Below are 25,440 nucleotides of genomic sequence, written 5' to 3' on the forward strand. Positions count from 1 at the left end.
CGAAAGGCCCCGGCCGGTGCCTATTTCTGCGGCGGCACCGCACGGATGTGCAGCTCGCGCAGCTGCTTGGGGCTCGCCTCGGAGGGCGCGCCCATGAGCAGATCGAGCGCCTGCTGGTTCATGGGGAAGAGCGAGATCTCGCGCAGGTTCGTCACGCCGCACAGCAGCATGACGATGCGGTCCACGCCCGCCGCCATGCCGCCATGGGGCGGCGCGCCGTACTGGAAGGCGCGGTACATGCCGCCGAACCGCTCCACCACGGTGGCCTCGTCATAGCCGGCCAGCTCGAACGCCTTCACCATGGCCTCGGGGCGATGGTTGCGGATGCCCCCCGAGGCGATCTCGTAGCCGTTGCAGGCGATGTCGTACTGGAACGCCTTGATGGTGAGCGGGTCCTGCGTCTTCAGCGCCTCGAGCCCGCCCTGCGGCATGGAGAAGGGGTTGTGGGAGAAGTCGATCTTCTTCTCCTCCTCCGAATATTCGTAGAACGGGAAATCGACGATCCAGGCCAGCTCGAACCGGTCGTGGTCGACGAGGTTCATTTCCTCGCCCACCTTGGTGCGGGCGAGGCCGGCGAACTTCACGAACTTGGCCGGATCGCCGGCCACGAAGAAGGCGGCGTCGCCCGCCTTCAGGCCGAGCTGGGCACGGATCGCCTCCGTGCGCTCGGGGCCGATATTGTTGGCGAGCGGGCCGGCGCCTTCGCCGCCCTCCCGCCACATGATGTAGCCGAGCCCCGGCTGGCCCTCGCCCTGCGCCCACGAATTCATCCGGTCGCAGAAGGCGCGCGAGCCGCCGCCGGGGGCGGGGATGGCCCACACCTCGTTGCCCGCCACCTCCAGCAGGCGCGCGAACACCTTGAAGCCCGAGCCGCGGAAGTGGTCGGAGACCTCCTGCATCACCAGCGGGTTGCGCAGGTCCGGCTTGTCGGTGCCGTACTTGCGCAGGGATTCCGCATAGGGAATGCGGGGCCAATTCTTCGTCACCGGCTTGCCGCCGGAAAAATCCTCGAACACGCCGGTGATCACCGGCTCCACCGCCTGGAACACGTCCTCCTGCTCGACGAAGCTCATCTCCAGGTCGAGCTGGTAGAACTCGCCCGGCAGGCGGTCGGCGCGCGGGTCCTCGTCGCGGAAGCAGGGGGCGATCTGGAAGTAGCGGTCGAAGCCGCTCATCATGATGAGCTGCTTGTACTGCTGCGGCGCCTGGGGCAGGGCGTAGAACTTGCCGGGATGCAGGCGGCTCGGCACCAGGAAGTCGCGCGCCCCCTCCGGCGAGGAGGCGGTGAGGATCGGCGTCTGGAACTCGAAGAAGCCCTGGCCCTTCATGCGGGCGCGCATGGCGTCGATGATCGCCATGCGGGTCATGATGTTCTTGTGCAGCTTCTCGCGCCGCAGGTCGAGGAAGCGGTACTTGAGCCGCGTCTCCTCGGGATACTCCACGTCGCCGAACACCGGCAGCGGGAGCTCGGCGGCGGCGCCCAGCACTTCGAGCTCGGCGGCGTAGACCTCGACGGCGCCGGTGGCGAGGTCGGGGTTCTCGGTGCCCTCGGGGCGCTGGCGCACCTTGCCGTCGATGCGGATCACCCATTCCGCGCGCGCCTTCTCGGCGGCGGCGAAGGCCGGGCTGTCGGGGTCCACCACCACCTGGGTCAGGCCGTAATGGTCGCGCAAATCGATGAACAGCACGCCGCCATGGTCGCGGATGCGGTGGCACCAGCCGGACAGGCGCACGCTCTGACCGACCTCGGCGAGGGTGAGCGCGCCGCAGGTGTGGGAGCGGTAGCGGTGCATGGCGTGCCCTTTCAAGGCTGAATGATCCGGTCTGCGGGGCCTGAGCCCGGCCTCGGGCGCCGGCCGGCCGCCTTCGGCCGGTCTGCCGCGAGAGGCCGGGTTCCGCTCCGGGCGCCGCCTGGGGCAGGACCGCCAAAAGCGACCCGTTCCCGGCGCGCCGCGGTGCGGACGACCGCGTCCGAGGCGGGGGCGAAGGTGCATGCGCCCCGGTCCTTGTCAAGGCGCGAGCCGGCTTGCGGCCGCAGCAGAGCCGGACCCGCCGCCCGCCCTGCGTCCACCGCAGGGCTCGCTTTCCAGCCATTCGGCATCGGTCTGACAAAATCGCGCCACATTCCCTTTTCCCCGGCGCCCGTGGTGGTTATGGTCGGGTATGGATCCGATCACCTCCACCGAGGCGCTGGCATCGGCCTGTGAGCGTCTCGCCCGCCATCCCTTCGTCACCGTCGACACCGAATTCCTGCGGGAGACCACCTTCTGGCCGAAGCTCTGCGTGGTGCAGATCGCTTCGCCCGAGGAGGCAATCATCGTCGACGCCCTCGCCGACGGCCTGGACCTCGATCCCTTCTACCGCCTGATGGCCGACCAGAAGGTGATGAAGGTGTTCCATGCCGGCCGGCAGGACATCGAGATCATCTGGCACCAGGCGCGGCTCATTCCCCATCCCGTGTTCGACACGCAGGTGGCGGCGATGGTGCTGGGATATGGCGACAGCGTCTCCTACGACCAATTGGTCCAGCGCGTCACCGGCCACGCCATCGACAAGTCCTCGCGCTTCACCGACTGGGCGCGCCGGCCGCTGAGCCAGGCGCAGCTCACCTATGCGGTGGCGGACGTGACGCATCTGCGCGACGTGTTCCTGAAGCTGACCGCCGACCTCGATGCGCGCTGCCGCGGCGAATGGGTGGGGGAGGAGATGCACGTCCTCACCTCGCCCGCCACCTACGAGCAGCACCCGGAAAGCGCGTGGGAGCGCCTGAAGTCCCGCGTGCGCAAGCCGCGCGAGCTCGCGGTGCTGGTGGAGGTGGCGGCCTGGCGCGAGCGCGAGGCGCAGACCCGCGACATGCCGCGCGGGCGCATCGTCAAGGACGACGTGCTCGCCGAGATCGCCGTCCAGGCGCCGCAGACCCCCGAGCGGCTCGCCGAGCTGCGCTCTTTGCCCAAGGGTTTCGAGCGCTCGCGCTTCGGCGAGGCGGTGGTCGAGGCGGTGAAGAAGGGCCTCGCCCGCGACCCCAAGAGCCTGCCGCGCATCGAGCGCGACAAGCCCCTGCCCAATGGCGCCAGCGCCACGGTGGAGCTGCTCAAGGTGCTGCTGCGCATGACGGCGGAGCAGAATGCCGTCGCCGCCAAGGTGATCGCCACCACGGACGACCTGGAGCGCATCGCGGTGGACGACGCGGCCGACGTCCCCGCGCTCCGCGGCTGGCGGCGCGAGCTGTTCGGCGAGCGGGCGCTGGCGCTCAAGGCCGGCCGCCTCGCCCTCGCCGTCGACAAGGGCCGCGTGGTGGCGGTGGAGCGCGCGCTCTAGCCCGCTGAAGGGCCGGCGCTGGGGACGGCGGCGCGACGGGGTGCCGGCGGCGGGCCGCGGCGCTATCATCGCCGATCCGAGACCCGCTGAGTCGCCCGCCCGCCATGCCGATCCGCCGCCTGCCGCCCGTGCTCATCGACCGCATCGCCGCCGGCGAGGTGGTGGAGCGGCCGGCCGCGGTGGTGAAGGAGCTGGTGGAGAATGCCCTCGACGCCGGGGCGCGGGCGGTGGAGGTGGTGATCGACGGCGGCGGACGCCGCCTGGTGCGGGTCACCGACGACGGCGCGGGCATGGGGCCGGACGATCTGGCGCTGTCGGTCGAGCGCCACGCCACCTCGAAGCTGCCCGGCGAGGATCTGCTCGCCATCTCCACCCTGGGCTTCCGCGGCGAGGCGCTGCCCTCCATCGGCGCGGTGGCGCGCCTTGCCATCACCAGCCGCCCCAAGGGGGCGCCCAACGGGTTCGAGATCCGCGTCGAGGGCGGGGTGGTGAGCCCACCGCGGCCCGCCGCGCTCGCGCGCGGCACGCGGGTCGAGGTGCGCGATCTGTTCTATGCCACCCCCGCCCGGCTCAAATTCCTCAAATCCGACCGCGCCGAGGCGGCGGCCGCCGCCGACGTGGTGCGCCGCCTCGCGCTGGCGCGGCCGGACGTGGCCTTCACCTTGGCGGTGGACGACCGCGCGCCGGTCACCTTCCCCGCCTGCGCCGCCGGGGCGGACGGCTGGGCGGCGCGCATCGCCGACGTGCTCGGCGCCGAGGCGGGCGCGAACGTGATCGCGGTGGCGGGCCAGCGGGAAGGCGTGGTGCTGGAGGGGCTTGCGGGCCTGCCCACCTTCTCCAAGGCGAACTCGCTGAGCCAGTTCCTGTTCGTGAACGGCCGCCCGGTGCGCGACAAGCTGCTCATGGGCGCGGTGCGCGCGGCCTATGCGGACCTGCTGCCGTCGGACCGGCACCCGGTGCTGGCGCTGTTCTTCACCCTCGATCCGCGCGAGGTGGACGTGAACGTCCATCCCGCCAAGACCGAGGTGCGCTTCCGCGACGGCGGCAACGTGCGCGCGCTGATCGTGCGGACCTTGAAGGAGGCGCTCGCCGCGCGCGCGCCGCGCACCGCCGCCACCATCGCCGACCGGCTGGTGGCGCTGGCGCGGCCGGAGCCCGCTTCCGACGGGTTCGCTCCGCTTCAGCCGGGCTTCGGCGCGGCGCGGCAGGCGGCCTATCAGCCGCCCGCCGGCGTCCCTGCATCCGGCTATGGCTGGCGCGCCGCGCCGGCGCCGCCGCTCGAGGGGGCGGCGCGCGCCGAAGCGCCGGGCCCGCGCGCCCTGCCGTCGGCCGATGCCCGCGCTTATGAGGCGCCGGTGGATGCGGCGGATCTCGACCGGCCGCTGGGGGCCGCGCGGGCGCAGCTGCACGAGACCTACATCCTCGCCCAGACCCGCGCCGGCCTGGTGCTGGTGGACCAGCACGCCGCCCACGAGCGCCTGGTCTATGAGCGCCTGAAGGCGGCGCTCGCCCGCGACGGCGTCGCCCGGCAGGGACTGCTGATCCCCGCCGTGGTGGAGCTCGACGCCGCCGAGGCCGCGGTGCTGCTTGAGCGCGCGGGCGAACTGTCCGCGCTCGGGCTCGACATCGAGACCTTCGGGCCGGGCGCGGTGCTGGTGCGTGCCGTTCCGGCGCTGCTCGGGGCGTGCGACGCCGCGCGGCTGGTGCGCGACCTCGCCGAGCATGCGGGCGAATGGGACGACGCCTTGCCGCTTGAGCGCCGCCTGCTCAACGTGGCGGCCACCATGGCCTGCCACGGCTCGGTGCGCGCCGGGCGCCGGCTCAAGGTGGAGGAGATGAACGCGCTGTTGCGCGAGATGGAGGCGACCCCCAATGCCGGGGAGTGCAACCATGGCCGCCCCACCTTCGTCACGCTCTCGCTGACCGACGTGGAGAAGCTGTTCGCGCGCAGATAGGCGCAGGCGCCCGGTCCGGCATCGGCCGGACCGGTGACCGGCGGCGCCCTCGGCTCACAGCATTGCGGGGTTCCACAGCACCGGCACGTAGCGGAAGCCGTCGCCGGCCTTGTCGAGGTGCGCCACCGCCGGGAAGGGGAAGTGGTAGCCGGCGATCCTGGTGCGGTCGGCGGCGATGCGGTCCAGCGTCGCCTTGCGGGTCTCGGCCGCCTTCGGCCCATCCATGTCGAACTGTACCTGCCAGGACGGATTCGGCACGAACAGCGCGGCGATGCTGGTGAGGTCCGACTGGATGAACATCTCCTCGAAATTGGATTCGAGGGCGAAGGAGGTGTGGCCCGGCGTATGGCCGGGGGTGCCCACCGCCGTCAGGCCGGGCGCCACCTCCTTGTCCCAGGCGTAGCGCTCCAATTTGCCCTCGAACGGCTTGAACACGCGCCGCACGTTCTGGAACGACGGCTTCATCGCGTCCGGGGCGCGGCTCATCTGGCCCTCGTCCATCCAGAACGCCCATTCGGGCTCCGGCACCATCACCTGCGCCTTGGGGAAAGCGGGCGTGCCGTCCGGCAGGAGCAGGCCGTTGATGTGGTCGGCGTGGAAATGGGAGATCACGACCTGGTCGATGGCCTCCGGCGCGATTCCGAGCGTGCCCAGCGTGCCGCGCAGCTGGCCGACCACGCCGGGCTCGCCGCCATTGCCGGTATCGACCAGCACCAGGCGGCCGCCGACATTGAGCAGCAGCACCGTGAACGGCATGGAGACCTGCGTATCGCTCAGGAACGCCGCCTTGAGCGCCGCCTTCACCGCCTCCGGCGTCTGGTTGCGCACGAAGCCGGAGGGCAGGGGAAAGGTGCGCATGCCGTCGGCGATGGCGGTGATCTCCACGTCGCCCACCTTGTAGCGGTAGGCGCTCGGCACCTGCCGGCCGGCGGCGGGCGTCGCCGCGCCGGCGGGGCGGAGGGGAAGGCCGGCGGCCCCCGCCCCGGCGAGGGCTGCCGTGCCGGCGAGCAAGGCCCGGCGGGAGAGTTCGAACATGGTTCCTCCGGTGCGCCTGGCGGCGCTTGTTGTGATCCGGGTGGAAGGTAGATGCCGCAACGGAAAAGCGCCGCTCACATGCCTGCGAGCGGCGCTTTTTCAGGTCCGTGGGGCCGCGCCGGCCGGGCCGGAGGCGGGGTCAGCTAAAGGGTCAGCGGATGGGCGGGGCGTACTGGATGCCGCCCATGCTCCAGAGCTGGTTGACCCCGCGCGGGATGCCGAGCTTGGAGGAGGCGCCCACATTGCGCTCGAAGCTCTCGCCGTAATTGCCCACCGCCTTGACGATGCGCACCACGAAGTCGTTGGAGAGGCCGAGCTGCTCGCCGAGCTTGCCCTCGAGGCCGACGAGGCGCTTCACGTCCGGCTTCTGCGACTGGAGCGCCGCCTCGATGTTGGCGGTGGTCACGCCCAGCTCCTCGGCATTGAGCATGGCGAACAGGGTCCACTTGACGACGTTGAACCACTGGTCGTCGCCTTGGCGCACCACCGGGCCGAGCGGCTCCTTGGAGATCACGTCCGGCAGCACGATGTGGTCGGCGGGCTTCTTCATGTTGAGGCGCAGGGCATAGAGCTGCGACACGTCGGTGGTGAGCGTGTCGCATTTGCCCTCTTCATAGGCCTTCACCATGTCGGCCGAGTTCGGCACCGACACCAGCTCGAGCTTCATGTTGTTGGTCTTGAAATAGTCCTCGGTGGCGGCCGCGGCGGTGGTTCCGGCCTGGACGCAGACCTTGGAATTGTCGAGCTCCAGCGATGAGGTCAGCTTGCGCGCGTTCGGCACCAGGAAGCCCTGGCCGTCATAATAGGAGACGCCAGCGAACAGCAGCCCGAGCTTGGCCTCGCGCTCCAGGGTCCAGGTGGAGTTGCGCGAGAGCAGGTCGACCTCGCTTTTCTGGAGCGCCGGGAAGCGTTCCTCGGCATTGAGCGGCACGAACTTCACCTTGTTCGGGTCGCCCAACACCGCGGCGGCCACCGCGCGGCACAGGTCCACGTCGAAGCCGGACCAGCGGCCCGAGGCGTCGGGCGCGGAGAAGCCGGGCAGCCCCTTGGAGACGCCGCAGACCAGCTCGCCGCGGTCCTTGACGGTCTTCAGGGTCTGCGCGTTCGCATTGGTCCCGACGAGCGCGACTGCCGCGCCCGCCAGGAGGGCCAGGATCGTTTTCATGGATGCCCCCGAGGCGATGGATGTTGGAGCGGGCGAGGGAACGCGCGGGCCGCCCTCAGAGGGCGGCCTGCTGGCGCACCACCACCTTGGTGCCCACGGGCACGCGCCCGTAGAGGTCGATGATGTCGGTGTTCACGAGGCGGAAGCAGCCGGACGACACGGCATAGCCGATGGTCTGGGGCTGGTTGGTGCCGTGGATGCGGTAGACGGTGCCGCCGATATAGAGCGCGCGCGCGCCCATGGGATTGCCCGGGCCGCCGGCCATGAAGCGCGGCAGATAGGGCTGGCGCTGGATCATCTCCGGCGGCGGGGTCCAGTCCGGCCACTCGGCCTTGCGGACGATCTCCTTGAGGCCGGACCACTGGAACCCGTCGCGCCCGACGCCGATGCCATAGCGCATCGCGCGGTTGTCGCCCTGGACCAGATAGAGGAACCGCTCGTTGGTGTGGATGACGATGGTGCCCGGCTTCTCGGTGGTGCGGAAATAGACCGGCTGGCGGCGGAACGCCGGCTCGAGCTGGGCTTCATCGTCCTCGGAGGCGACGAGGCCCGGCTGGTCGCCGATGTCCATGGTCGCACCGGCACCGCGGCCCGGCATCTGGGCGGAGGCGGCGGAGGAGAAGGCGAGCACGCCGGCCTGGAGCAGCACGGCGAGGGTCAAGGTCTTGAACGTGATCGGCGACATTCCGGCCTCTTCTAGCGTGCGCTCCTGGGGGAGCGGCATCCTTGCGCCCGAGGTCCGCCGCGCGCTCGCGCAGGCCGCGGTCCCGGTCGACTGCCGTTGCCCATCCCTCGCGCGTCGGCCTGTCGGGGCCCGTCGCGAACCGCCGAGGGTGACGTTGCCTGACGCGCGACCCCAGCTCCGACTTAGCCGAGCGCGCGGCGAAGTTAAAGAGGCCAGGCACGGCCACGCGCCGGCATTTTTGTGGTCGCATCCATGCGGATGGTAACAAGGTAGAACCCCCAGGGCGGGCGCAGCGGCGTCTTGCCTGCGGCGGAGCCGTAGCGGCGCCGTTCCGGCAACCTTGCCCTCGGCTGCGCCGGCCGCCTATAAGGCCCGATCAACTCAACGGGATCGGTCCGGGCAGCCCCTCCGTTCGAGGACGGGCGCGGGACGGACCAAGGGACGGTGGCGGCCATGGCCGGACATTCGCAATTCAAGAACATCATGCACCGCAAGGGCCGGCAGGACGCGGTGCGCTCCAAGCTGTTCTCCAAGCTCGCGCGCGAGATCACGGTCTCGGCCAAGATGGGGCTGCCCGACCCCAACATGAACGCGCGCCTGCGCGCCGCCATCCTCGCCGCCCGCGCCGAGAACATGCCGAAGGACAATATCGAGCGCGCCATCAAGAAGGCGGCGGGCGCCGACACCGAGAATTACGAGGAGATCCGCTACGAGGGCTATGGTCCCGGCGGCGTGGCGGTGATCGTCGAGGCGCTCACGGACAACCGCAACCGCACCGCCTCGGAGGTGCGCTCCTACTTCACCAAGTCCGGCGGCAACCTCGCCGAGACCGGCGCCGTGTCGTTCATGTTCGACCGGCTGGGCCTGGTGGAGTTCGACGCCAAGGCCGCCTCCGCCGACGACATGATGGAGGCCGCCATCGAGGCGGGGGCCGAGGATGTGGTCTCCTCGGAGCACGGCCACGAGGTGGTCTGTGCGGCCGACAGCCTCGCCGAGGTGCAGAAGGCGCTGGAGGCCCGCTTCGGCGAGCCGCGCAAGGCCGCCCTCGTATGGCGGCCGCAGAATACCGTGGCCGTGGACGACGAGACCGGCGAGAAGCTCCTGCGTCTGGTGGAGACGCTGGAGGACAATGACGACGTCCAGAACGTGGTCGCCAATTTCGAACTCTCGGAGGCGCTCGTCGCCAGGATGAGCGCGGACTGAGCCCGCTGCCGGGCCGGGGGCGCCGCCGCGGCGCTCCCGCCAAAGGTGTCCGCTCAGGACATCGAAAGCTCGTGCAGCATGCCCTTGAGCTCGCCGATCGCCTCGTCGATCTCGCCGCGCTGGCGCTCCAGGACCGAGATCTGGTTGACGCAGCGCTCGCGGGTCAGCGCGAGGCTCGCCCGGTCCTTGCCGTCCTTGGCGCCCACCAGGCTCAAAAGCTCGCTCAGCGTGAAGCCGAGGCGCTTGCCCTTGAGGATCAGAGCGAGGCGCGTGCGGTCGGCATCGCTGTAGAGGCGGCGCGTGCCGTCGCGCTTGGGGTTCAGCAGGCCCTTGTCCTCGTAGAAGCGCAGCGCCCGGAGCGTGGTTCCGAAATCGCGCGACAGCTCGCCGATGGTGTGGAGGCGCTCTGCCTCCATCGGCCGGGCGCGCTGGGGCTGCAGCCCAGTCAGCTCGTGAGCCCCCGCCAAGTCGTGAACCGATGTCTCAATGGTCATGGTGGCTTTTCCCGTCGTCGAAAGGGCGATCAACCCATGATCGATCGGGAAGAGGTTTAGCCGCGTCAGGGCCGTGCCGGGAGAAATGCGACCTCCACTTAGGGAAAGTAACGGTTACTCGGCGAGGAATCCGAAGAGTTAACACCTCGTTTACCATGTTGGCCGGATGCTCGGCTGTACGAATCACCGCAAGGCGGCGATGGTAAAAGGGTCTTGCGTAAGCGGTCCCCTTTCGCCACGAGGAGGCGGGCATGGAGCGCGGTGCGCGTGCGGCGCGAGCAGATACGGCCATCCGCTCGGCTGCCTATGGAGACTTGGTCAGGCAGCTCGGCGACGAGTTCGACCCGGACACGCCGGCCTGGGACCTGGAGCGCGAGCGGCCGTCCTCGGTGGACGCCATGCGTACCGACATGGCCGCCTTGCGCGAGCGCCTCGCCCAGGCCGCGCCGCGCCGCGCCGTGCTGGAGATGGACCGCGCCATCTCGCTGCTGAACCGCCGCTTCGAGGACATGCGGCTCGCCGGCGAGAGCTCGCGCGCCAAGGACAGCCTCGCCATCGGCGAGGAGCTGGGCAAGCTGCGCGCCGCCCTCGACGGGCTGCAGGCGCCGGAGCGGTTCCAGGCGCTGGCCGCCGGGGTGGATGCGCTCTCGCGCAAGCTCGACGCGGTCGCCTCCAAGCAGATCGACGCGGTGGAGATCGTCCGTCTCCAGCGCCAGACCGAGGAGATGAAGTCGCTCGCCCAGCGCGCCCTCGCGCCGGGCGGGCTGCAGGACATGGCGGAGCGCATCGCCGCCTGTGCCGACAAGATGATGCGCAGCTCCGAGGACCTCGCCCGCCGGATGGGCGAGGCGACCGCCAAGTTCGAGCTCTCGGCCGAGGCGCTGATGAACAAGGTCGGCCAGTTCGAGGCGAGCTACATCCTCGGCGGCCACGCCAATGCCGAGGAGCTGCGCCGCGGCGTCAGCGCCGAAGTGGGGGCGATCAATGCCCGGCTCGACCGGGTGGCGGCCCAGGTGACGGCCCTCTCGCCGGCGGCAACCGCCGACATGTCGGCCCGCCTCGGCGCCATCCTGACGCGCATGGAGCGCGCTGGCGGCAATGTGGACAAGATCGCCGTGGCGCCGCTCACCGAGGCGATGGAGAACCACCTGGCCACCCTCACCGAGCGGGTGCGCGACACCCAGTCGCGGCTCGGCCAGCTCGACAAGATCGAGGAGGCGGTCGCCCGGGTCGCCGCCGAGATGGAGCGGGTGCGCGCGGCCGCCACCGAAGCGGCCGCCGAGGCCGCCGAGGCGGTGGCGCTCAAGGTTTCCGAGAATGCCGACGGCCCGGCCGTGCTCGGCATCAAGCGCGGCCTGGCGGTGCTCGAAGCGCGCCAGGAGGAGATGGAGCGCCGCATCGCCGACGCCTTCGAGGCGGATCCCGACGAGCGCGCGCCGCTCGGCCGTGCCGCCCACGACGACGCCTTGTGGACCGCCGGGCCCGAAAGCGTGGACGAGGCGATCCTGCAGGACGAGCCGGCGCCGCGCCAGCCGCGCGCCAAGGGGGCGGACGCGCCGCGCCAGCCGCGCCGGCCCGCGCCCGACCAGGCGGCCGCCCACGAGGCCCGGGCGCGCGCCAAGGAGGAGGCCCGCACGCGCGAGGAGGCCCGCGCCAAGGAGGAGGCCCGGGCGCGCGCGGAGGCGGCCGAGCCGCAGCCCGACGCCGAGCGCCCGCGCCGCGTGCGCCTCGATCCCGCGCCCGAGCCCCGCGCGCGGGCGGTGGATCCGGACGATCTCGACGCGCCCGGCCCGAACGGCGGACGCCGGGTGGACTGGCAGTCCGGCGGCGCCGAACGCCGCATGCGCCGCGAGCGCGCGCGCCAGGAGCGCGCCTCCTTCGTCCAGCGCCGGGAGCGGCGCCGCCGCGTTGTTCTCAAGGCGATGATCGCCGGCGCCGTGCTGCTCATCGTCACCACCGCGGCGGGCCTCGCGCTCCAGGCCCTGCCTGGGGGCAGCGCCGCCCTCGACGGGGTGAAGATGCAGATCTCCGGGCTGCTGTTCAGCCCGGTCAGGGACCTGCCGGCGCCGGTCGGCCCGGCCGCGCTCCAGGTCGCCGCCCGCGCCGGCGACGTGGCCGCCGCCTATGCGGTGGGCGTGCGCTACGCCGACGGCATCGGCGCCACGGCCGATCCCAAGGCGGCCGAGAAATGGCTGGCCTATGCGGTCTCCGCCGGCTCGGCGCCCGCCGCCTACCGGCTGGGCAGCCTTTATGAGAACGTCGCGCGCAATCTCGCCGAGGCGCGGCGCTTCTACGAATGGGCGGCCGGCCAGGGCAACGTGCGCGCCATGCACAATCTGGGCGTCGTCTATTCCCAGGGCATCGACGGCAAGCCCGACTGGGCGCGCGCCATCGAATGGTTCCGCAAGAGCGCGGAGATGGGGCAGGCGGACAGCCAGTACAACCTCGGCGTGATCTATGCCCGCGGCCTCGCCGGCCCGGCCGATCTCGCCGAGGCCTGGAAGTGGTTCGCGCTCGCCGCGAGCCAGGGCGACGCCGACAGCGCCACCAAGCGCGACAGCCTTATCGCCCGCGCCGATCCCGCGGCCATGATCCGGGCCCGGCAGGCGGCGGAAAGCTTCAAGCCCATGCCGCTCGACCCCGCCGCCAACTTCGTCGACCTGAAGCCCGACTGGGGCATGGAGAGCGGGTCGAGCACCGTCGCGCGTCAGTCCTCCACCACCGGTTCGCGCGCGCTCTGAGCGGGCGGCGGCCGGGTAGCGGGAGTTTGAAGTTCTGCTTTCGGACCCACGATGGATCTGTGCAAAGATCAAGCAAACCACGAAAATAACGGTCTGGCTGGCGCAGTCCGGGCGGCTGGAACGCGCTAACGTCGGTCCATAATTTCGTTATAAAATTTGTCGATGGCTTAGCGCGGCGTGAATGTCACAACCCGGAGCGGGCGTGCGGTCCCCAATTCCCATGTACGTGCGCATGCGGTTGCGCTGGTATGCGAAGGCGACCGGCGACGTGCTGTTGCGGAACTGGCTGTGGTGCTTCGTCGCCGGAACGGTAATCCCGTGGGACATAACGTTTCTGCTTGGACTATCGGCGCTGTTGAATGACCTTTTCGCCCGCGACCAAGGGTTCGGGTGGCGCATCGTGTTTCCGCTATTATTGCAGGCGGCGGGACTAGCATGGGCCGGCGCGCAGCGAAACGCGATTGGCGGCGGGGGATTTACACCCTACGTAGGCACGATGCCGCTTTCGGCCGGCGCGCGGCGCGCCGTCAATCTTCTTATTCTGGCCGCTGCCGACAACCTCTGGCTGATTCTTTTCGTGCTGGCGGCAGCGTTCCCGCCGGCCGGCGACCTGTATCCCGGCGCGTTTAGAATCGCGGCTCTCTTATCGCTCCTGGTGCTGTTCTTGTCGGCGCAACTGGCGCTCCTCGAACGAAACGCCGTGGCGATGACGGCAGCCCTAGCGGCGAATCTTCCGCTGGCTCTGTCTCTGACAGTCTATGGCGGGCCGCTTCAGTGGGCGCTTCTTTTCGCTGCTCCGGCGCTGGCGGCGGCTGGCTTTGCCAAGTCGCGGCTGACCGCCGGGATAAAACCAACAAAAGCGCCGCTGGAATTACCGACAAGCGGCCGGGCGCTGAAAACACCCATTGCTTTGCGGATTCAATTCAAGGCTTTGGTCGAGACGCCCATCGGTTCGGTCCTGCGTTTTTGCGCGGCGCTGGGCGTCGCGGTTTTCGTCGATTTTCTACTCCAGGCCTTCGACTACGATTCCCGCTCCGTGACGACGGTCGTGGTCGCAATGGCGTTTGTCACCATTGCCCTTAGCGGATTCTACCGCACGCTGCGCATGGCTCACGCGTCGATGACGCTCTATTCCGCGACGCTGCCCTTGCGGGCCGGATTCTGGGCGATTGGCGACACTTTGCTGGTGTGTTTGCTCGGACTGCCGCCGCTGGCCATTCTGCTGCTGCCCGCGATAACACACGAAGTCGCCGCCGTGCCTGTTCTCACCGCTCTTTCGGCGGCTTTTCTGGCGTTGCTCGCGGCGATCCGGCTCCCCGTTGTTTTTGGCGGGCGGCGGGCCGTTCTCTATTTGGTGTTGTTGACGACCGCGTGGTCGGGCGCGGCGATTGCCGCTGTCGCCCATTGAAGGAAGCGGTTCGATGCTGAGATGCGAAGGGTTGCGCAAATCCTACAACGGGCGGCCCGTCCTGCAAGAAATCGGCTTTCAACTCTCGTCTGGAGCCTGGGCGCTGCAAGGTCCGAACGGCTGCGGGAAGTCCACATTGTTGCGCCTACTCGCCGGCGCGGAGGAGCCGGACGCCGGTGACATCCGCATAGCTGGCCTCGGAATGCGCGAAGCCCCGCAGCGGGCGCGCCAGCGCCTTTCCTACGCGCCGGACGAGAGCCCGGTCTATCCATTCTTAACAGGCCCAGACCTGCTCGATTTCGTTTCCATGGCGAAAAAGCGCCCACTCGGCGCCGATGTCGTCGGATTGATCGATGGGTTCGGGCTGCGGCCCTTCATGGGCGTCCGCTTTTCCAACCTATCTCTGGGATCGCAAAAAAAGCTGCTTCTGTGTGCGGCCTGGATTGGAGAGCCAGACGTCCTTTTGCTCGACGAGCCAAGCAATGGACTAGACCTCGCGTCGCGGGACCTTCTTGCGGAGCATATTTGTCGATGCTCCCGAGAGAAGACCATCCTCTTCGTCTCACACGACACGGACTTTGTCGCCGCAGCCGAAGCGAATGTCCTGGCGATGGAGGATTTGTCGCTCGGGATCGAAAGCAGAAATTCAAACTGACCACCACCGGCGCCCGAGGCGGCTTTCCTCCGGGTCGGGTCCGGGGCAATCTTCGCCCATGGCTTCGCACGTGATTCGCATCATCGGCCTCGATCCCGGCCTGCGCCGCACCGGCTGGGGGGTGATCGAGGCCGAGGGCACCCGCCTCTCCTTCCTCGGCTGCGGCACCATCCTGCCGCCCGAGGACGCGCCCATGGGCGCGCGTCTCGCGGTGCTCCACCGGGGCCTCATGGCGGTGCTCGGGCGCTTTAGCCCCGACGAGGCGGCGGTCGAGGAGACCTTCGTCAACATGAATCCCGCCTCCACCCTCAAGCTCGGCCAGGCGCGCGGCGTGGTGCTGCTCGCCCCGGCGCAGAATGGGCTTCCGGTGGCGGAATACGCGCCCACTTTGGTGAAGAAGAGCGTGGTGGGCGCCGGCCGGGCCGAGAAGGGGCAGGTGCGCATGATGATCGGCGTGCTGCTGCCCAAGGCGCAGCCCGAGAGCGAGGACGCCGCCGATGCCCTTGCGGTCGCCATCACCCACGCGCACCATCGCGGCGCGGCGGCGCTGGCGCGCCACGCGCGATAGAGCCCGCGCCGGTCGGCTTGCGCCGCAAGCGGATCGGACAACGCGGTCTCCTTCATCACTTGAGAGGGCGATGGACCGATCAAATCGATCCCATTTGATCGGGTCGCGCTCTAGCGGCCGGGGCGGCCGGGCGGGGGACGGAATGATGCTCGGGCAACTGGCGCTGGTGGCGGCGGCCCTGTTCACGGGGGCGGCGCTCTACATCAATGTGGTGGAGCAGCCCGCCCGCCTCGCGCTCACCGAGGCGAGCGCGCTGGCCCAGTTCCGGCCCGCCGACCGGCGCGGCTTCGCCATGCAGGCGGTGATCGTGGTGTTCGCCTTCGTCTGCGGCGCCGCGGCGTTCCTGACCGAGGGCGACTGGCACTTCCTGGCCGGCGGCGTGCTGATGCTCGGCAACTGGCCCTACACCTTCATCGGCCTCGCGCCGACCGAGCAGCGGCTGATGGCGGTGCAGGCGGACGATCCCGACTGCCGGCGGCTTTTGTCCAATTGGGGCCAGCTCCACATGGTGCGCACCGGGCTCGGTCTGCTCTCCACCTTCATCTTCTTTCAGGCCGTGCTGGACTGACCGGCGCGGCGGAGGCACCCATGATCGGCAAGCTGAAAGGCGTGGTGGATTCCTACGGCGAGGATCATCTGATCCTCGACGTGGGCGGGGTCGGCTATCTGGTCCACTGCTCGCAGAAGACCCGCGACGGCCTGCCCGCCCCCGGCGGGCCGGCGAGCCTGCTCATCGAGACCCATGTGCGGGAGGACCAGATCCGGCTGTTCGGCTTCGCCCGCGAGGCCGAGCGCGACTGGTTCCGCCTGCTGCTGGGGGTGCAGGGGATCGGCACCAAGATCGCGCTCGCCATCCTGTCCACCCTCTCGGCGGCGGAGCTCGCCGAAGCCATCGCCCTCGCCGACAAGACCGCGGTCGCTCGCGCCCCCGGGGTCGGCCCGCGGGTGGCGACGCGCATCGTCACCGAGCTGAAGGACAAGATGGGCGGCCTCTCGGCGGGCGGGATCGAACTCGCCGACCTCGGCGGCGCGCCGGCGCGCGCGGCGCCGGGCGGCCCGGCGGCGGACGCGGTCTCGGCGCTGGTCAATCTCGGCTATGCCCAGGCCCAGGCGGGCAACGCGGTGGCCGCGGCGGCGCGCGCGGCGGGCGAGGGCGCCACCGCCGAGACGCTGATCCGCCTCGGGCTGAAGGAGCTCGCCCGGTAGGGGAAGGCGACCGCCCTTAGGGCATGCGCGAGGGCAGCCGCACGATCTCCCCGTCCACCGCGAAGGTGCCGTAGCCGCGATGGTGCAGGGTGCGCGGCGGGGTTCGGGAGGGCGTGTGCCAGGCCTTCACCACCTCCAGGACGAACAGGTTGAAGCGGTTGACGAGCCGCGTGTCGACGATGCGGCATTCGAGGTTGGCGAAGCATTCGGCGATCAGCGGCGGCGCCACCAGGGCCGCCGGCCGGGCGGTGAGGCCGAAGGCCGCGAACTTGTCCGTCTCCCGCCCCGAGGCATTGCCCACCGCGACCACCGTCTCGGCCAGTTCCGCCGGGGGGACCGCGATGACGCATTCGCGAGTCGCCTTGAGCGCCGCGTGGCTGTAATCGGCCGACGAGACGATGCAGGCGATCAGCGGCGGGGTGAATTCCACCATCATGTGCCAGGACATGGTCATGACGTTGGCGCGCCCCTTCTGCGCCGTGGCGAGCAGCACCACGGGGCCGGGCTCGATGAGCTGGTAGACGTGCTGTAGAGGCAGATCCTTCATGGCGACCTCCCAGGGCGCGGCGCGGCCGGATGCGGCCGAGGCGGGCGGAATAGATCAGCTTAGCGCCGCCCGCGCCGCCGGGCCTTGCGCCGCGTCAGCGGGCCGATTGCATTTGGCGCGCCCTGGCCTGCGGCGATGCGCGGCGGCCGTCCTCGCCGGCATGCTCGCGGCCGGCGCGGCGGGCCCGCCGCGCGCCGATCCCGCGCCGGCGCCGGCGGCGGGCGTCGCGAGCGCGGTGCACGATCTTTCCATTCAGGGCCGCGCGCAGCGGGTCGTCCTGGTGGCGCCGCCGGCGCCGCGGGCGGTGCTCGTGATGCTGCCCGGCGGCGCCGGGAACGTGGGCATCCGCCCGGACGGCACGCTGGCCCGCGGGGACAATTTCCTCGTGCGCACGCGCGCGCAATTCGCCGCGCGCGGCTTTGCGGTGCTGATCCCGGACGCGGCGGGCACGGGCAACCTGCGCGGCCGGCGCCGCACGCCGGCTTATGGCGATGTGGTGCGCGCGCTCGCCGCCTTCGCCGGCAAGCAGACCGGCAGGCCGGTGTTCCTGGTCGGCACCAGCCAGGGCGCCATCGCCGCCGCCAATGGCGCGGCGCGGGCGCCGGCGGGCCAGATGACGGGCCAGATCACGGGCGAGGTGGCCGGCCTGGTGCTGACCGAGGCGGTCTCGGTCCTCGGCGGCAGCCGCGAGAGCGTGTATGACGCGGACTTGGCTGCCGTGCGGGTTCCGGTCCTGATCCTCGCCAATCGCGACGATGCCTGTCCGGTTTCCCCGCCGGCTCAGGCGCCGAAGATCGCCGCGGCCCTGTCCGGCGCGCCCTCGGTGACGGTGGAGGAGGTCGCGGGCGGGCGGCCGGGCAAGCCCTGCGGCGCGCTCTCGCCGCACGGCTATCTCGGCATCGAGGACGAGGTGGTGGGCCTGATCTCCGCCTGGATCGACGCCAGGCTCGCCGCATCCGCCCGGTAGTGGGTCCGCCCGGTCGTCGCGCGTCGCGGCCCTTCCCTTGCCGGCGGAATTCCTGTATCGGAATGCCGCGCCGCCCGTCGGCGTCCCATACGCGGGAGGCGTGTCCGGTTCGCCAGCCGGAAGTCACGCGCCGTTACCGCGATCCTCGGTCAGCGCCGTTCCGCGATCAGCCGTCGCGGCGGCGTGCTTTGGCGTTTCCGGCCGGCTGCCGGGACGTCGGGGAGTTCTTCCATGGCGAAGAAAATCACAGGCTACGTCAAGCTGCAGGTGCCCGCCGGCAGCGCCAATCCGGCCCCGCCGATCGGCCCCGCGCTCGGTCAGCGCGGCCTGAACATCATGGAATTCTGCAAGGCGTTCAACGCCCAGACCGCGCAGCTCGAGAAGGGCATGCCGATCCCGGTGGTGATCACCGCCTACCAGGACCGCTCCTTCACCTTCGAGCTGAAGACCCCGCCGGTCTCCTACTTCCTGAAGAAGGCCGCCGGCCTCGATACCAAGAAGAAGCCCGGCTCCGGCTCCAAGACGCCGGGCAAGGGCGGCTTCGTCGGCAACGTCACGCGCGCCCAGCTCTCGGAGATCGCCGAGAAGAAGATGAAGGATCTGAACTGCGAGACCGTTGAGGCCGCCGTCCAGATGATCGAAGGCTCGGCCCGGTCCATGGGCCTGCAGGTTCAGGGGTGAGCGCCATGGCAAAGCAAGGCAAGCGCGTTCGCGCCGCGAACGAGGGCATCAGCCCGGTCAAGCTCTACGGCCTCGACGAGGCCCTCACCCTCCTGAAGGAGCGGGCGACCGCCAAGTTCGACGAGACCATCGAGGTCGCGCTCAATCTCGGTGTCGATCCGCGCCATGCGGACCAGATGGTGCGCGGCGTGTGCAACCTGCCGAACGGCTCTGGCCGCACCGTGCGGGTGGCCGTGTTCGCGCGCGGCGCCAAGGCGGACGAGGCCAAGGCGGCGGGCGCCGACATCGTCGGCGCCGAGGACCTGCTCGAGACCATCCAGGGCGGCAAGATCGAGTTCGATCGCTGCATCGCCACCCCGGACCTGATGCCGCTGGTCGGCCGCCTCGGCAAGGTGCTCGGCCCGCGCGGCCTGATGCCGAACCCGAAGGTCGGCACCGTGACCATGGACGTGAAGGGCGCCGTCGCCGCCGCCAAGGGCGGCGCGGTGGAGTTCCGCGTCGAGAAGGCCGGCATCATCCATGGCGGCGTCGGCAAGGCCTCGTTCCCGGCCGACAAGCTGGCCGAGAACATCCGCGCCTTCGTGGATGCCGTGGTGAAGGCGAAGCCGGCCGGCGCCAAGGGCACCTACCTGCAGCGTGTCGCGGTGTCCTCGACCATGGGGCCGGGCATCAAGGTGGAGCCCGCCACCGTTCTGAACGCAGGCGCCTGAGCCGCGCCTCCCGCTGCCGGCGGAATCGAGGAGGCTGCCCGCCGGGCGGCCTCCTTTTTCTCGTTGCCGGTTCCGGCGCGCGGAACCGGCGATTTCGCCGTCCCGCGCAGCACCTTCGCATCGCTGCTTCGCGCGGCGCAGACGGGGTTTGCGCCGAAGGTCAAGCAAAAAATGCGCCGAAGGTCGTGACAAGACAGGCGCGACCCATTATATGGGCTGTTTCCCACGCGGCTTCGGCCGGGTGGGATTTTGGATTTTGAGCTTTCGCCCTTGACCGGGCGGAAGGGCTGGGAGGGCTCGCCCGCCCGGCCTCATCGTCTGTTACGTGTTTCGTCGTGGCGCGACACTCGCGGCACGGGGAGCGCGAAGCAGGCGGAAGTCCTGTCCGAGACTGCAGGCGCCGCGGCGATTTGCCAAGGCTTAATTCTCGCCATCCGCCTCGCTCGAGGTGGCCTTTGGGGAGCCCGCATAGACGGGGAAGACCGGAATTTTTGAGCGCCCGCCGCTTCGGCGAGGGGTGCGGAAGATCGGTTCGAACCAGCGCCTTGCGTTCCGTCCCGGACTTGGGTCCGCGGGTGTGATCCGAGGGGACAGGGCATGTGAGCGTCGCGCGTCTTGCGGCGGCATGCCACTTCGGCAGTCGGCACAAGTGGGCGACAAGGCGCAACCGGTGGCATCACCCTGTGGATGCCGCCATAGGCTTAAAGAGAGCCAGACGTGGATCGAGCGGAAAAACAAGAGCTCGTCACGACACTTACGGACGTCTTCAAGACGACGTCCGTGGTCGTGGTCGCCCACTATTCCGGCCTCACCGTGGCCCAGATGTCGAAACTGCGTCGACAGATGAAGGCCGAAGGTGCGTCCGTGAAGGTGGCCAAGAACCGCCTCGCCAAAATCGCTCTGGAAGGCTCCGACGTCGCCCATGTGGCGTCCCTGCTGAAGGGACCCACCCTGATCGCCTATTCCAGCGATCCGGTGGCGGCGCCGAAGGTTGCCGTCGACTTCGCCAAGGCCAACGACAAGTTCGTGATCCTCGGCGGCGCGATGGGCAAGACGGCCCTCAACGCGGACGGTGTGAAGGCGCTCGCCACCATGCCGTCCCTGGACGAACTGCGCGCCAAGCTGGTCGGCCTGATCCAGGCCCCGGCGACCAAGATCGCGCAGCTCACGACCGCGCCGGCAGCCAAGCTCGCCCGCGTGTTCGGGGCCTATGCCAAGCAGGACGAAGCCGCGTGAGGCGGTCTGATCTCGCAAATCTCAAATTCGAACCTAATCTTAAGGACACAGACCCATGGCTGACCTGACCAAGCTCGTCGACGAGCTGTCCTCCCTCACCGTCCTCGAGGCCGCCGAGCTCGCGAAGCTGCTCGAGGAGAAGTGGGGCGTCTCCGCCGCCGCCGCCGTGGCGGTCGCGGCCGCTCCCGGCGCGGGCGCCGCCGCTCCGGCGGTCGAGGAGCAGACCGAGTTCACCGTCGTCCTGGCTGCGGCCGGCGACAAGAAGATCGAAGTCATCAAGGAAGTGCGCGCCATCACCGGCCTCGGCCTCAAGGAGGCCAAGGACCTGGTCGAAGGCGCTCCGAAGCCCGTCAAGGAGGCCGTGTCCAAGGACGAGGCCGAGAAGCTCAAGGCCCAGCTCGAGAAGGCTGGCGCCAAGGTGGAGCTCAAGTGAGCTTGTGACTTTCAGGGTCCCGGCGCGAGCCGGGGCCCGTTTCCCGCTGGACCGGACCTTCCGGCCTGCGGTTTGAGGCCGGACTTTCGGGTCGGGCACTTCGAATTGGCGACGGTTCTCCCGGCAGCCCGCTGGGGCGCAAGCCCCGTGAGGCTGCCGGGAGAGCCGTCAAGGCGCTTGGACGGGTGGGCCATCGGCCCCCCTCCACAAGCGCCGATGGCGCGATGAGGTTCCGGTGCCGGCGCGGCGAGCCCCTGCCTTTCTGAGGCGAAGGGGAGCCGGCCCGATATGGACCAGGACGGACGAGGATCGAGATGGCGCAAACGTTCACCGGTCGTAAGCGGATCCGCAAGTTCTTCGGCAAGATCAAGGAAGTGGCTGAGATGCCGAACCTCATCGAGGTTCAGAAGGCGTCCTACGACCAGTTCCTGCAGATCGAGGAGCCCAAGGGCGGACGCGACGACGACGGCCTGCAGGCCGTGTTCAAGTCGGTCTTCCCCATTTCGGACTTCTCCGGCGCCGCCATGCTGGAATTCGTGCGCTACGAGTTCGAGCCGCCGAAGTATGACGTGGACGAGTGCCGCCAGCGCGGCATGACGTTTGCTGCGCCGCTCAAGGTGACGCTGCGCCTGATCGTGTTCGATGTGGACCCGGACACCGGCGCGAAGTCCGTCAAGGACATCAAGGAGCAGGACGTCTATACCGGCGACATCCCGCTGATGACCATGAACGGCACCTTCATCGTCAACGGCACCGAGCGCGTCATCGTTTCCCAGATGCACCGCTCGCCGGGCGTGTTCTTCGACCACGACAAGGGCAAGACCCATTCCTCGGGCAAGCTCCTGTTCGCCGCCCGCATCATCCCCTATCGCGGCTCCTGGCTCGACATCGAGTTCGACGCCAAGGACATCGTGTTCGCGCGCATCGACCGGCGCCGCAAGATCCCGGTCACGAGCCTGCTCTACGCGCTCGGCCTCGACAATGAGGAGATTCTCTCCACCTTCTACGAGAAGATCGCCTTCTCGCGGGCGAAGGACGGCTGGCGCATGCCGTTCGATCCCAAGCGCATGAAGGGCTACAAGGCGGTCTCCGACCTGATCGACGCCGACACCGGCGAGGTGGTGGTCGAGGCCGGCAAGAAGCTGACCGTGCGCACGGCCCGCCAGCTGGCCGAGAAGGGCCTGAAGGCGCTCAAGATCTCCGACGAGGAGATGGTCGGCCAGTACATCGCCGAGGACCTCGTGGACGCGTCCAGCGGCGAGATCCACGCCGAGGCCGGCGACGAGATCACCGAGAAGCTGCTGAAGACGCTGGAGGAGGCCGGGTACAACGAGGTCCCGGTGCTCGACATCGACCACGTCAACACCGGCGCCTACATCCGCAACACGCTCGCCGCCGACAAGAACGTGACGCGCGAGGACGCGCTGTTCGACATCTACCGCGTGATGCGCCCGGGCGAGCCGCCGACCATCGACAGCGCGCAGGCCATGTTCCACTCGCTGTTCTTCGATCCCGAGCGCTACGACCTCTCCGCGGTCGGCCGCGTGAAGATGAACATGCGCCTCGACCTCGACTGCCCCGACACCGTGCGCGTGCTGCGCCGCGAGGACATCCTCGCGGTCATCAAGACGCTGGTGGAGCTGCGCGACGGCAAGGGCGAGATCGACGACATCGACCATCTCGGCAACCGTCGCGTGCGCTCGGTGGGCGAGCTCATGGAGAACCAGTACCGCGTCGGCCTGCTGCGCATGGAGCGCGCCATCAAGGAGCGCATGTCGTCCGTCGACATCGACACCGTGATGCCGCAGGACCTGATCAACGCCAAGCCGGTGGCGGCGGCGGTGCGCGAGTTCTTCGGCTCGTCCCAGCTCTCGCAGTTCATGGACCAGACCAACCCGCTCTCCGAGATCACCCACAAGCGGCGCCTGTCGGCGCTCGGCCCGGGCGGTCTCACCCGCGAGCGGGCGGGCTTCGAGGTGCGCGACGTGCACCCGACGCACTACGGCCGCATCTGCCCCATCGAGACGCCGGAAGGCCCGAACATCGGCCTGATCAACTCGCTGGCGACCTTCGCCCGGGTGAACAAATACGGCTTCATCGAGACCCCCTACCGCAAGGTGGTGGACGGCAAGGTGACCGACGAGGTCGCCTATCTCTCCGCCATGGAGGAGGGCAAGTACTACGTCGCGCAGGCCAACATCCCGCTCGACAAGGACGGCCGCTTCGAGGAGGACCTGATCGTCTGCCGCCATGCCGGCGACGTGCTCCTGGTGGCGCCCGACCGCGTGGACTTCATGGACGTGTCGCCGAAGCAGCTCGTGTCGGTGGCGGCGGCGCTGATCCCGTTCCTCGAGAACGACGACGCCAACCGCGCGCTCATGGGCTCGAACATGCAGCGCCAGGCGGTGCCGCTGGTGCGCTCGCAGGCGCCACTGGTGGGCACCGGCATGGAGGCCGTGGTGGCGCGCGATTCCGGAGCCGCCATCGCCGCCCGCCGCACCGGCGTGATCGACCAGGTGGACGCCACCCGCATCGTCATCCGCGCCACGGAGGAGGCCGACCCCTCGAAGTCGGGCGTCGACATCTACCGGCTGATGAAGTTCCAGCGCTCCAACCAGTCCACCTGCATCAACCAGCGTCCGCTGGTGCGCGTGGGCGATCAGGTGAAGAAGGGCGACATCATCGCCGACGGCCCGTCGACCGAGCTCGGCGAGCTGGCGCTCGGCCGCAACGTGCTGGTCGCCTTCATGCCGTGGAACGGCTACAACTTCGAGGATTCGATCCTGCTCTCGGAGAACATCGTCAAGGAGGACGTGTTCACCTCGATCCACATCGAGGAATTCGAGGCCATGGCCCGCGACACCAAGCTCGGGCCGGAGGAGATCACGCGCGACATTCCGAACGTCTCGGAAGAGGCGCTGAAGAACCTCGACGAGGCGGGCATCGTCTATATCGGCGCCGAGGTGCGCGCCGGCGACATCCTGGTGGGCAAGATCACGCCCAAGGGCGAGAGCCCGATGACGCCGGAAGAAAAGCTGCTGCGCGCCATCTTCGGCGAGAAGGCCGCCGACGTGCGCGACACCTCGCTGCGCCTGCCGCCCGGCGTGCAGGGCACGGTGGTCGAGGTGCGCGTGTTCAACCGCCACGGCGTCGACAAGGACGAGCGCGCGCTCGCCATCGAGCGCGAGGAGATCGAGCGCCTCGCCAAGGACCGCGACGACGAGCAGGCGATCCTCGACCGCAACGTCTATGGCCGCCTCACCGAGCTGCTCGACGGCAAGGCCGCCATCGCCGGCCCGAAGGGCTTCAAGAAGGACACCACCGTCACGCGCGAGATCCTCGGCGAGTATCCGCGCTCGCAGTGGTGGCTGTTCGCGGTGGCGGACGACGCGCTGATGGCCGAGATCGAGGCCATCCGCGCCCAGTACGACGATTCCAAGAAGCGCCTCGAGCAGCGCTTCCTCGACAAGGTCGAGAAGCTGCAGCGCGGCGACGAGCTGCCGCCCGGCGTCATGAAGATGGTCAAGGTCTTCGTGGCGGTGAAGCGCAAGATCCAGCCCGGCGACAAGATGGCCGGCCGCCACGGCAACAAGGGCGTGGTCTCGCGCATCGTGCCGGTGGAGGACATGCCGTTCCTCGAGGACGGCACCAATGTCGACATCGTGCTGAACCCGTTGGGCGTGCCCTCGCGCATGAATGTCGGACAGATCCTGGAGACCCATCTCGGCTGGGCCTGCGCGGGCCTCGGCCGGCAGGTGGCCGCCGCGGTGGACGCCTATTACGCCAAGCACGACATGAAGCCCCTGCGCACGGCGCTGGAGAATGTCTACGGCAAGCCGGAGATCAACCAGCTCAAGGACGACGAGCTTCCCGAGCTGGGCGAGAACCTGCGCAAGGGCGTCCCCATGGCCACCCCGGTGTTCGACGGGGCGCACGAGGCGGACATCGAGAAGGAGCTGGAACGGGCGGGGCTCGATGCCTCCGGCCAGTCCACTTTGTTCGACGGGCGCACGGGCGAGCCGTTCGACCGCAAGGTGACAGTGGGCTATATCTACATGCTCAAGTTGCACCATCTGGTCGACGACAAGATCCATGCCCGCTCCATCGGCCCCTATTCGCTCGTCACCCAGCAGCCGCTGGGCGGCAAGGCGCAGTTCGGCGGCCAGCGCTTCGGCGAGATGGAGGTGTGGGCGCTGGAGGCCTACGGCGCCGCCTACACGCTGCAGGAAATGCTCACCGTGAAGTCGGACGACGTGGCCGGCCGCACCAAAGTCTACGAGGCCATCGTGCGTGGCGAGGACACGTTCGAGAGCGGCATTCCCGAGAGCTTCAACGTGCTCGTGAAGGAAATGCGCTCGCTCGGCCTCAACGTCGACCTGGAAAACTCCTGACGGGTCTCTCCCCGTCCTTCCGCTCGCAGAGCGGACAGCCTG

21 protein-coding genes are annotated in these 25,440 nt (G+C 69.4%); 15 read left to right on the top strand and 6 right to left on the bottom strand.

Annotation, left to right across the window (positions count from 1 at the left end):
- Window positions 1–20 precede the first annotated feature (20 nt).
- Window positions 21–1,793, bottom strand: a complete 1,773-nt coding sequence (gene aspS, locus ABLE88_RS19245) for an aspartate--tRNA ligase (protein WP_348833317.1) — start codon at window positions 1,791–1,793, stop codon at window positions 21–23.
- A 370-nt stretch (window positions 1,794–2,163) separates the two neighbouring features.
- On the opposite strand from aspS, the gene rnd reads away from it, so the two are divergent.
- Complete coding sequence (rnd, locus tag ABLE88_RS19250; protein WP_348833318.1) at window positions 2,164–3,318, top strand: ribonuclease D; 1,155 nt, start codon at window positions 2,164–2,166, stop codon at window positions 3,316–3,318.
- Window positions 3,319–3,422: 104 nt separating this feature from the next.
- Window positions 3,423–5,273: a DNA mismatch repair endonuclease MutL gene (mutL, locus tag ABLE88_RS19255; protein ID WP_348833319.1), complete on the top strand. Its 1,851-nt coding sequence runs from the start codon at window positions 3,423–3,425 to the stop codon at window positions 5,271–5,273.
- Between the two features lie 54 nt (window positions 5,274–5,327).
- Here the strand turns inward: mutL and ABLE88_RS19260 are convergent, their stop codons facing one another.
- The 3 genes from ABLE88_RS19260 to ABLE88_RS19270 form a co-directional block, all read right to left on the bottom strand.
- Window positions 5,328–6,308 carry an MBL fold metallo-hydrolase gene (locus tag ABLE88_RS19260; RefSeq protein WP_348833321.1) on the bottom strand — a complete coding sequence of 327 codons (981 nt, stop codon included), beginning with the start codon at window positions 6,306–6,308 and terminating at the stop codon, window positions 5,328–5,330.
- Between the two features lie 151 nt (window positions 6,309–6,459).
- Window positions 6,460–7,473: an amino acid ABC transporter substrate-binding protein gene (locus tag ABLE88_RS19265; RefSeq protein ID WP_348833323.1), complete on the bottom strand. Its 1,014-nt coding sequence runs from the start codon at window positions 7,471–7,473 to the stop codon at window positions 6,460–6,462.
- Window positions 7,474–7,528: 55 nt separating this feature from the next.
- Window positions 7,529–8,158 (bottom strand): L,D-transpeptidase, encoded by a 630-nt coding sequence (locus ABLE88_RS19270; RefSeq protein WP_510182916.1) that lies wholly within the window; start codon window positions 8,156–8,158, stop codon window positions 7,529–7,531.
- A gap of 453 nt (window positions 8,159–8,611) precedes the next feature.
- Here ABLE88_RS19270 and ABLE88_RS19275 point away from each other — a divergent pair, with 453 nt between their 5' ends.
- Window positions 8,612–9,361: a YebC/PmpR family DNA-binding transcriptional regulator gene (locus ABLE88_RS19275; RefSeq protein WP_348833324.1), complete on the top strand. Its 750-nt coding sequence runs from the start codon at window positions 8,612–8,614 to the stop codon at window positions 9,359–9,361.
- Between the two features lie 53 nt (window positions 9,362–9,414).
- On the opposite strand, the gene ABLE88_RS19280 is transcribed toward ABLE88_RS19275, so the two are convergent.
- Window positions 9,415–9,855 (bottom strand): MerR family transcriptional regulator, encoded by a 441-nt coding sequence (locus tag ABLE88_RS19280; protein WP_348833325.1) that lies wholly within the window; start codon window positions 9,853–9,855, stop codon window positions 9,415–9,417.
- A gap of 314 nt (window positions 9,856–10,169) precedes the next feature.
- Here ABLE88_RS19280 and ABLE88_RS19285 point away from each other — a divergent pair, with 314 nt between their 5' ends.
- The 6 genes from ABLE88_RS19285 to ruvA all read left to right on the top strand — a co-directional run bounded on the left by ABLE88_RS19285 (window position 10,170) and on the right by ruvA (window position 16,433).
- Window positions 10,170–12,596, top strand: coding sequence for a tetratricopeptide repeat protein (locus ABLE88_RS19285; protein WP_348833326.1), 2,427 nt, complete (start codon window positions 10,170–10,172; stop codon window positions 12,594–12,596).
- A 220-nt stretch (window positions 12,597–12,816) separates the two neighbouring features.
- Window positions 12,817–14,004: a hypothetical protein gene (locus tag ABLE88_RS19290; RefSeq protein ID WP_348833327.1), complete on the top strand. Its 1,188-nt coding sequence runs from the start codon at window positions 12,817–12,819 to the stop codon at window positions 14,002–14,004.
- A 13-nt stretch (window positions 14,005–14,017) separates the two neighbouring features.
- Window positions 14,018–14,659 carry an ABC transporter ATP-binding protein gene (locus ABLE88_RS19295; RefSeq protein WP_348833329.1) on the top strand — a complete coding sequence of 214 codons (642 nt, stop codon included), beginning with the start codon at window positions 14,018–14,020 and terminating at the stop codon, window positions 14,657–14,659.
- Window positions 14,660–14,717: 58 nt separating this feature from the next.
- The gene (gene ruvC / locus ABLE88_RS19300; protein ID WP_348833330.1) at window positions 14,718–15,227 is read left to right on the top strand and encodes a crossover junction endodeoxyribonuclease RuvC; all 510 of its coding nucleotides are present in this window, start codon (window positions 14,718–14,720) and stop codon (window positions 15,225–15,227) included.
- Between the two features lie 142 nt (window positions 15,228–15,369).
- Window positions 15,370–15,795: an anthrone oxygenase family protein gene (locus ABLE88_RS19305; protein ID WP_348833332.1), complete on the top strand. Its 426-nt coding sequence runs from the start codon at window positions 15,370–15,372 to the stop codon at window positions 15,793–15,795.
- Between the two features lie 20 nt (window positions 15,796–15,815).
- Window positions 15,816–16,433: a Holliday junction branch migration protein RuvA gene (gene ruvA, locus ABLE88_RS19310; RefSeq protein ID WP_348833334.1), complete on the top strand. Its 618-nt coding sequence runs from the start codon at window positions 15,816–15,818 to the stop codon at window positions 16,431–16,433.
- Window positions 16,434–16,449: 16 nt separating this feature from the next.
- Here the strand turns inward: ruvA and ABLE88_RS19315 are convergent, their stop codons facing one another.
- Window positions 16,450–16,980 (bottom strand): flavin reductase family protein, encoded by a 531-nt coding sequence (locus ABLE88_RS19315; RefSeq protein ID WP_348833335.1) that lies wholly within the window; start codon window positions 16,978–16,980, stop codon window positions 16,450–16,452.
- Between the two features lie 160 nt (window positions 16,981–17,140).
- Here ABLE88_RS19315 and ABLE88_RS19320 point away from each other — a divergent pair, with 160 nt between their 5' ends.
- The 6 genes from ABLE88_RS19320 (at window position 17,141) to rpoB (ending at window position 25,398) form a co-directional block, all read left to right on the top strand.
- Window positions 17,141–17,947, top strand: coding sequence for an alpha/beta hydrolase (locus tag ABLE88_RS19320; protein WP_348833337.1), 807 nt, complete (start codon window positions 17,141–17,143; stop codon window positions 17,945–17,947).
- 231 nt (window positions 17,948–18,178) lie between these two features.
- A complete protein-coding gene (gene rplK / locus ABLE88_RS19325) occupies window positions 18,179–18,628 on the top strand; it encodes a 50S ribosomal protein L11 (RefSeq protein ID WP_348833338.1) in 450 nt (149 codons plus the stop codon).
- A gap of 5 nt (window positions 18,629–18,633) precedes the next feature.
- Window positions 18,634–19,338 carry a 50S ribosomal protein L1 gene (gene rplA / locus ABLE88_RS19330; protein WP_348833340.1) on the top strand — a complete coding sequence of 235 codons (705 nt, stop codon included), beginning with the start codon at window positions 18,634–18,636 and terminating at the stop codon, window positions 19,336–19,338.
- Window positions 19,339–20,055: 717 nt separating this feature from the next.
- Window positions 20,056–20,574 carry a 50S ribosomal protein L10 gene (gene rplJ, locus ABLE88_RS19335; protein ID WP_348833342.1) on the top strand — a complete coding sequence of 173 codons (519 nt, stop codon included), beginning with the start codon at window positions 20,056–20,058 and terminating at the stop codon, window positions 20,572–20,574.
- Window positions 20,575–20,629: 55 nt separating this feature from the next.
- Complete coding sequence (rplL, locus tag ABLE88_RS19340; RefSeq protein WP_348833343.1) at window positions 20,630–21,007, top strand: 50S ribosomal protein L7/L12; 378 nt, start codon at window positions 20,630–20,632, stop codon at window positions 21,005–21,007.
- 314 nt (window positions 21,008–21,321) lie between these two features.
- On the top strand, window positions 21,322–25,398 hold the full coding sequence (rpoB, locus tag ABLE88_RS19345; protein WP_348833344.1) for a DNA-directed RNA polymerase subunit beta: 4,077 nt from the start codon (window positions 21,322–21,324) through the stop codon (window positions 25,396–25,398).
- Window positions 25,399–25,440: the final 42 nt, after the last annotated feature.

It is taken from the genome of Xanthobacter luteus, from assembly GCF_040049235.1.
GTDB lineage: Bacteria > Pseudomonadota > Alphaproteobacteria > Rhizobiales > Xanthobacteraceae > Xanthobacter.

What these genes read in the sequence shown, in the direction of transcription:
- aspS (WP_348833317.1), bottom strand. Translation starts at nt 1,793, where the DNA reads ATGCACCGCTACCGCTCCCACACCTGCGGCGCGCTCACCCTCGCCGAG.
- rnd (WP_348833318.1), top strand. Translation starts at nt 2,164, where the DNA reads ATGGATCCGATCACCTCCACCGAGGCGCTGGCATCGGCCTGTGAGCGT.
- mutL (WP_348833319.1), top strand. Translation starts at nt 3,423, where the DNA reads ATGCCGATCCGCCGCCTGCCGCCCGTGCTCATCGACCGCATCGCCGCC.
- ABLE88_RS19260 (WP_348833321.1), bottom strand. Translation starts at nt 6,308, where the DNA reads ATGTTCGAACTCTCCCGCCGGGCCTTGCTCGCCGGCACGGCAGCCCTC.
- ABLE88_RS19265 (WP_348833323.1), bottom strand. Translation starts at nt 7,473, where the DNA reads ATGAAAACGATCCTGGCCCTCCTGGCGGGCGCGGCAGTCGCGCTCGTC.
- ABLE88_RS19270 (WP_510182916.1), bottom strand. Translation starts at nt 8,158, where the DNA reads ATGTCGCCGATCACGTTCAAGACCTTGACCCTCGCCGTGCTGCTCCAG.
- ABLE88_RS19275 (WP_348833324.1), top strand. Translation starts at nt 8,612, where the DNA reads ATGGCCGGACATTCGCAATTCAAGAACATCATGCACCGCAAGGGCCGG.
- ABLE88_RS19280 (WP_348833325.1), bottom strand. Translation starts at nt 9,855, where the DNA reads ATGACCATTGAGACATCGGTTCACGACTTGGCGGGGGCTCACGAGCTG.
- ABLE88_RS19290 (WP_348833327.1), top strand. Translation starts at nt 12,817, where the DNA reads ATGTACGTGCGCATGCGGTTGCGCTGGTATGCGAAGGCGACCGGCGAC.
- ABLE88_RS19295 (WP_348833329.1), top strand. Translation starts at nt 14,018, where the DNA reads ATGCTGAGATGCGAAGGGTTGCGCAAATCCTACAACGGGCGGCCCGTC.
- ruvC (WP_348833330.1), top strand. Translation starts at nt 14,718, where the DNA reads ATGGCTTCGCACGTGATTCGCATCATCGGCCTCGATCCCGGCCTGCGC.
- ABLE88_RS19305 (WP_348833332.1), top strand. Translation starts at nt 15,370, where the DNA reads ATGATGCTCGGGCAACTGGCGCTGGTGGCGGCGGCCCTGTTCACGGGG.
- ruvA (WP_348833334.1), top strand. Translation starts at nt 15,816, where the DNA reads ATGATCGGCAAGCTGAAAGGCGTGGTGGATTCCTACGGCGAGGATCAT.
- ABLE88_RS19315 (WP_348833335.1), bottom strand. Translation starts at nt 16,980, where the DNA reads ATGAAGGATCTGCCTCTACAGCACGTCTACCAGCTCATCGAGCCCGGC.
- ABLE88_RS19320 (WP_348833337.1), top strand. Translation starts at nt 17,141, where the DNA reads ATGCTCGCGGCCGGCGCGGCGGGCCCGCCGCGCGCCGATCCCGCGCCG.
- rplK (WP_348833338.1), top strand. Translation starts at nt 18,179, where the DNA reads ATGGCGAAGAAAATCACAGGCTACGTCAAGCTGCAGGTGCCCGCCGGC.
- rplA (WP_348833340.1), top strand. Translation starts at nt 18,634, where the DNA reads ATGGCAAAGCAAGGCAAGCGCGTTCGCGCCGCGAACGAGGGCATCAGC.
- rplL (WP_348833343.1), top strand. Translation starts at nt 20,630, where the DNA reads ATGGCTGACCTGACCAAGCTCGTCGACGAGCTGTCCTCCCTCACCGTC.
- rpoB (WP_348833344.1), top strand. Translation starts at nt 21,322, where the DNA reads ATGGCGCAAACGTTCACCGGTCGTAAGCGGATCCGCAAGTTCTTCGGC.